Annotated in this window: 5 protein-coding genes; 3 read left to right on the top strand and 2 right to left on the bottom strand. The window is 63.9% G+C overall.

The window, feature by feature from the left end:
- Window positions 1-1,883, bottom strand: a 1,883-nt coding sequence (locus tag H7I87_RS15290) for a hypothetical protein (protein WP_264002755.1), incomplete at its 3' end; no start/stop codon positions are given.
- 238 nt (window positions 1,884-2,121) lie between these two features.
- On the opposite strand from H7I87_RS15290, the gene H7I87_RS15285 reads away from it, so the two are divergent.
- Both H7I87_RS15285 and H7I87_RS15280 read left to right on the top strand, forming a co-directional pair.
- Complete coding sequence (locus tag H7I87_RS15285) at window positions 2,122-2,859, top strand: chymotrypsin family serine protease (protein WP_083071833.1); 738 nt, start codon at window positions 2,122-2,124, stop codon at window positions 2,857-2,859.
- 112 nt (window positions 2,860-2,971) lie between these two features.
- Entirely contained in the window at window positions 2,972-4,546 is a 1,575-nt protein-coding gene (locus H7I87_RS15280) for a serine/threonine-protein kinase (RefSeq protein ID WP_244179187.1), read from the top strand.
- A 37-nt stretch (window positions 4,547-4,583) separates the two neighbouring features.
- Here the strand turns inward: H7I87_RS15280 and H7I87_RS15275 are convergent, their stop codons facing one another.
- The gene (locus H7I87_RS15275) at window positions 4,584-4,937 is read right to left on the bottom strand and encodes a DUF6966 domain-containing protein (protein ID WP_139800271.1); all 354 of its coding nucleotides are present in this window, start codon (window positions 4,935-4,937) and stop codon (window positions 4,584-4,586) included.
- 56 nt (window positions 4,938-4,993) lie between these two features.
- On the opposite strand from H7I87_RS15275, the gene H7I87_RS15270 reads away from it, so the two are divergent.
- Window positions 4,994-5,281 carry a hypothetical protein gene (locus H7I87_RS15270; protein ID WP_142277441.1) on the top strand — a complete coding sequence of 96 codons (288 nt, stop codon included), beginning with the start codon at window positions 4,994-4,996 and terminating at the stop codon, window positions 5,279-5,281.
- Window positions 5,282-5,346: the final 65 nt, after the last annotated feature.

The following is a 5,346-nucleotide window of genomic DNA, read 5'->3' as shown; positions in this document are numbered from 1 at the left end:
CCCGGGCGGTCGCGAAGCGCTTTGACCACACCGGCCAAATGCTCATGGGCCACCGCGTGTTCGGGCGGTAACACGGTGATCCGCTCCACCGAGGCCGCCGCGGCCGGATCGGCCGCCAGCGCCCGACCCGTGTTCGACGATGTCGATGTGGTGGCGGTTTTGGCGGGCATGATCACCGGGGTCGCCGCCGCCCCTCCGACCGCGGCTGCACCCAACGCCGCGGGCATCGCCGCTCCGCCGCCCATCATCGCCGGTGACATCGGCGGCGCCGGCGGCAGCGGAGCGAAACCGGCCCCGCCCGGGTAGGCACCCAACGCGCCCCCAACACCCGACGACGACGGCTGCTGCTGGTTTTGAGCGGCGGCGGGTTGGGCACCGTTAGCTCCACCCGGCGGCGGCGCAGTCACCGAGCCGTTGCCGTTGGCTGCGGTGTGTGTCGCGGCCTGGGTTGGGTCCCCGCCCGCAGCGGCCGTGGTATGCGCGGCGGCCGGGGGTGGGGTGGCGTCATCAGCCGACAGTTGGGTGATCGGCGCCGACACCACCGGCGGCTGCGGGGTCACCGTCGGCGCCGCCGGCGACGGCGGACCCGTCACCTGCGGGCCCGCCGGATTGTTCAACGACGGATTGCGATTCTCAGCACTATAAGGGTCGGTCGGCCCACCCGCCGGCCCACCCAGCCCGGGGCCAGGTGTGTGGGGCTTTAACCCATGCCCATTCTTCCCGTCATCGACCAGGGTGCCGTCGTCGTTTTTCACCACGGTGCCCTTATCGTCACCCAAACCACCAGCACCCCCGGGGCCGGCGCCATCGCCGCGCTGGGCGTCCAGCAGCTTGCCCAGGGTGTCTGATGAGATCGGCTGCCCGTTATGCGCCCCGGCCAGTTTGCCGACCGTGTCCCCAACGGTTTTGGCGATGTCATTGCCCGGTGTTTGCGTCGGCAGCTGCGGCATCTGCGGCGGCTGCATCTGCGGAATCTGCGGCATCCCACCCGGCATGCCGCCCATCGGCATGCCGCCCATCGGCGAGCCCCCAAACGGCGACCCACTACCCATCGGAGAGCCGCCCAGCCCCGAACTACCGCCGGCCGGCAGGTCATTCAACGTCGGCGGCGGCAACGTCGCCGCAGGCGCCCTCCCAGCCGAACCACCCAACGGCGACACCGGCGCTGGCGCGCTTGGCGCCCCTATCCCCCCTGGGCCTGGCGTGCCGGTGCTAGGCCCACCCGGCGCCGACGCACCAGGAGCAGGCGCGGCCGCTGGAGGAGCATCACCCGGCAACCCACCTGGCGCGACATCCCTCGTGTCCTTCGTCGTCGGCGCTTGTTGACCGCTCTTCGGCAACGAGGGAACCAGCGGCGGCTTCATTCCAGACGAAATACCAAGCGCGACTTGCGTCTTGACGTGCTCAAGATTCTGCTTCGCCGCCTGTACCGCCTCCCGCGCGGTTTTCAAATTCGCGTCCTTCTGCGCCTGAGTCTTGGCACTAGAGTTACCGACCAGGCCATCAAAGAAGTCCGCCTTAGGCGCCATGTGAACCGGCAAGTGCCCGTCCACCGCCGCATTCATCGCCTGCTTCGTCGACGTAATCGCCATCGCCAACATCGACAACCAACCAGCCGTATACAGATGCGCCTGCAACCGATCAGCGAACTGCCCCATATGTATCCCGTACTTTGCCGCCAACGCCTCGGCCGCCGCCCCCTCCATCTCCTGGGACGCGTAGGCCTTACCCTGGGCTGCAGCACGCCCGGCTTCGTCCATCTGGGCGGCGATGCGCCGCTGCTCATCAGCCGCGTTCGCAGCATCATCGGCGCTGTCAGTGGGCCAGTTGTCGCCGATAACCTCGTCGGCACCATCCGACTGGGACTTGTCGACATCGGTCATCTGAGCTTCCCCCTACCACCAGACCGGTTGCCCCCGCGACACATCGTCGCTTAGCACACAGTCTAAAGCCTGGGAAAGCGCCACAACCAACACGAACACGCCAACAGCAGGCCGCGAGAAGTGGCTGAACCCGCAGGTCACACACCTTCGGCGCAACACGCTACCGACGAGCCCCGGAATAAGGGATAATGACTGAGCCTTGGTCGGTATGTACCTGCGCGGGGAGGAGGCAGACGCCATGCGAGCAATCAAAGCCGCAGCCGCGGCGGTGACTGGCGCCCTGCTCGCGCTGGCCACCGCCACCACCGCCGCAGCTACTCCCCCGCTACCTCCAACCCCTGCCATCGCGCCCGGCATCGGTCTGGCCACCTACAACGCCACGCCGCCCGGCGGCGACACATGCAGTGCGGGCTTCCTCGTTCACACTGACACGGGTCGGCCCGGGTTCCTGACCGCCGGACACTGCGATCACGGCGGCCCCGTCGCCTACAAGAACACTGCCGGGAAATACGACTTCATCGGCAGCTTCACCGATGACAGTGTCAACCAGGGCAATGTCGGCGAGGCTTCCGATATCGCGTTGATTGGGCTGAACGCATCTGCCCCGATAGATACCCGAATCGTCGGGATCCGGCCAGTGACTGGCGTAGCGAATCCCGGTCGGCTGGAAGTCGGGCAGACACTGTGCAAGTTCGGGCTGGCTACCGGGCTGCAGTGTGGGGCAATCACCGAAGTGACTCCCTCTAAGGTGGCCTTCACCGCGAAGGCGGCTGTCAGCGACTCGGGTGGACCGGTGTACTACCGCAACGCCGACGGCACTGCCACCGCCGTTGGTATCGCCATCCGTACCAATGACGCCGGCTCTGAAACTGTCGCCGAGCTTGTGGAGCCGTGGCTGGACAAGTGGCACCTCACGCTCGACCGCACACCGGTCGCGCCGAACCCGCTCCCAGCCGCATACACACCAGGCCGGTAAAAGACCCTGCCCAGAGATGAGGGCGTCGCTGATGTCGGCGACGCCCTCATCCGCGCCTACAACCGCAAGAACGCCGTCGCTCGGCTTCGGCCGAATATGCGAAACTCGGTGTGTGGGCGGGGACACCGACTACATCGGCGAATACCGGGTGGTCCGGCGGCTCGGCGCGGGCGGGATGGGTGAGGTGTTCTTGGTTAAGCATCCGCGTTTGCCGCGCCAGGACGCGCTCAAGCTCCTAGATACTACGGTCAGCCGTAACCAGGAGTTCCGCGGTAGATTTATGCGGGAAGCCGATCTTTTGGCGCCGCTTCGGCATGCGAACATCATCACGATCTACGATCGCGGCGACCATGACGGTCAGTTGTGGCTGACGATGGAATACGTCTCCGGCCAGGACGCCGCACGCCTCTTGAAAACACGATCTGCCCTTCCACTGGATTTGGCGGTACAGATCATCGCCGGCGCTGGGGCCGCCTTGGACTATGCGTACGGCGAGCATCGGATTACTCACCGCGATGTGAAGCCCGCCAACATCCTGGTCGAGTTAGGGCGTGACAACCACCTGGAGGTCGTCAAGCTAGCTGACTTCGGGATAGCTAAAGCCGTTGGTGAATCGACCTCGTTGACTTCAACTGGGGTGGCGATCGGGACCATGGCTTATATCTCGCCAGAGGCTCTCGAAGGTCGAATCCTGGATAACCGCGCTGACATTTATTCGTTGGCGTGCACGGCATTCGAGCTATTGACCGGTGCGCCGCCATTCGCCGCTGGCAGCATCGCAGCGCTGATAGCAGCCCACTCGACGCAGGCGCCGCCGTCGATTACCGCCCGCAGGCCCGGACTTCCTGACTATCTGGACGCGGTTTTCGCGCGTGCGCTCGCCAAGGACCCTGACGCGCGGTTTCAGAGCTGCTTGGAATTCGTGGAAGCTCTTCGAGAGCCGAGCGCCGCGGTTGCTCCCCGCGCTGCAGCATCAGCAGTGGTTCGGGAGACGTGTCCGTGGGTTACGGCCGGCCCGGCGTATGCAGCGGATGTTCCAGTTGATTCGCAGCCTTGGCCGGCGTCACAGCAGCTTGGTGGCCGAGTTCTATCGGCAACGGCCCCCGTGGGCACTATGTTGTGGACCGGGCAGGGTTCTAGCAAGGTTAGACCTTTTCCGAACACCTCACGCTCTCGTTTTCACTTGCGGCGTCCACAGGCCGCTTCCCCAAACACACTGAAACGCCGCAAACGAAGCTTGAAGATCGTTGCCGTTGTGATGTTGTTGGCACTGGCGACATTTGGCGTCGCGCGGACCTTGATCCGCAATACCTATTACGTCGCCGACTACCAAGGCGCAGTGACGATCATGCAAGGTCCGAGGGATTCGATTCTGGGCATCCATCTGAACCGCCCATTCATACAAGCGTGCCTCAGCGCCAATGACGGCCTTTCAGAGATCCGCTATGGCCAGTCGCCGAACCAATGCAGACTGATGCGCATAGACGATCTTCAGCCCGATAAACGTGCTCAACTCCAGGCGATGACGGGTGACGGGTCACTTGAGACTGCGACAGATGAGCTGCGGTACTTGGTCCGCGCCGGGCTGCTGCCAATCTGCAATTCGGCATCACCCCCTCAGACACCAACCGCCGAATTGCCGCCTGCCCCTCCGCAGTCTGGAATCGACTGTCGCCCAACAGTTTAGGTCCGCGCGAGGCGGGTTGGTGGCCCCTCCCCTAGTGTCACTCATGATCCCGGGCATCGAGCTCACGTTTGGTTCGTCTAGCGATTTGCCGCGCACGAGACCGCAATCGGTCAAGGTCATCGTTGAGTTCCAGGTCATTGAAACTGCCCATACCTCCGTATGCTGACAGGAGTTCATCGATTCCGTGCGGATCTCCACGAGCGATACGTTGTCGGCTGCGCGCAAGCCACGTCACCCAGCGTTGGCAGCCTGTCCCAGTATCGAATGTGGGCAGCTTGTCGATCAGTTCATCGAGGACACCAAGGAGGTCGGCTGGCACCTCCAGATCATTATCAGTGTTCGCATTGCCGTTTCCGCTCTCAGCGGTACACATTTGCGCATCGTCTTTCATGGTCGCGTGCCGGGGCTAGTGTTGATCCTGTCGTATGGAAATCGATGTGAACAACAGTGGCCGACGAAGCACCGCGGGTGGGCACGCCCGAGTATGAAGTCCTGAAGTATCAGCGAGTCGCCGCTGGTCTGAACAACGCGTTCGGCGCTGAAGCGCGCGTCGCTCTTGTGGCTTCGTTCGAGGGAGACGGCGACACCGTCGATGTCTGTGATGTCCTCCAGCGAGCGGCTGATTACTTCAAACAACATCCCGAACTCAATGTCGCTAACGCGGCTTGGCAGACAACGGTGGGCTTGACCCCGTTTAGTGGACACAGGGTCAGGCGGCTTTTGCCGTCTGAGTGAGTCGGTCTTCGAAGTCGACCGGGGCCATCATATCGAGGGCTGAATGGCGTCGGCGTCGGTTATAG

It is taken from the genome of Mycobacterium timonense, from assembly GCF_025821985.1.
In the GTDB taxonomy this organism is placed as follows: Bacteria; Actinomycetota; Actinomycetes; order Mycobacteriales; family Mycobacteriaceae; genus Mycobacterium; species Mycobacterium avium.
The sequence above is the reverse complement of the archived record's forward strand: the minus strand, read 5'-3'. Positions and strand labels throughout refer to the sequence as shown.

Coding starts and splice junctions, on each gene's coding strand:
- H7I87_RS15285 (WP_083071833.1), top strand. CDS start 2,122: ATGCGAGCAATCAAAGCCGCAGCCGCGGCGGTGACTGGCGCCCTGCTC.
- H7I87_RS15275 (WP_139800271.1), bottom strand. CDS start 4,937: ATGAAAGACGATGCGCAAATGTGTACCGCTGAGAGCGGAAACGGCAAT.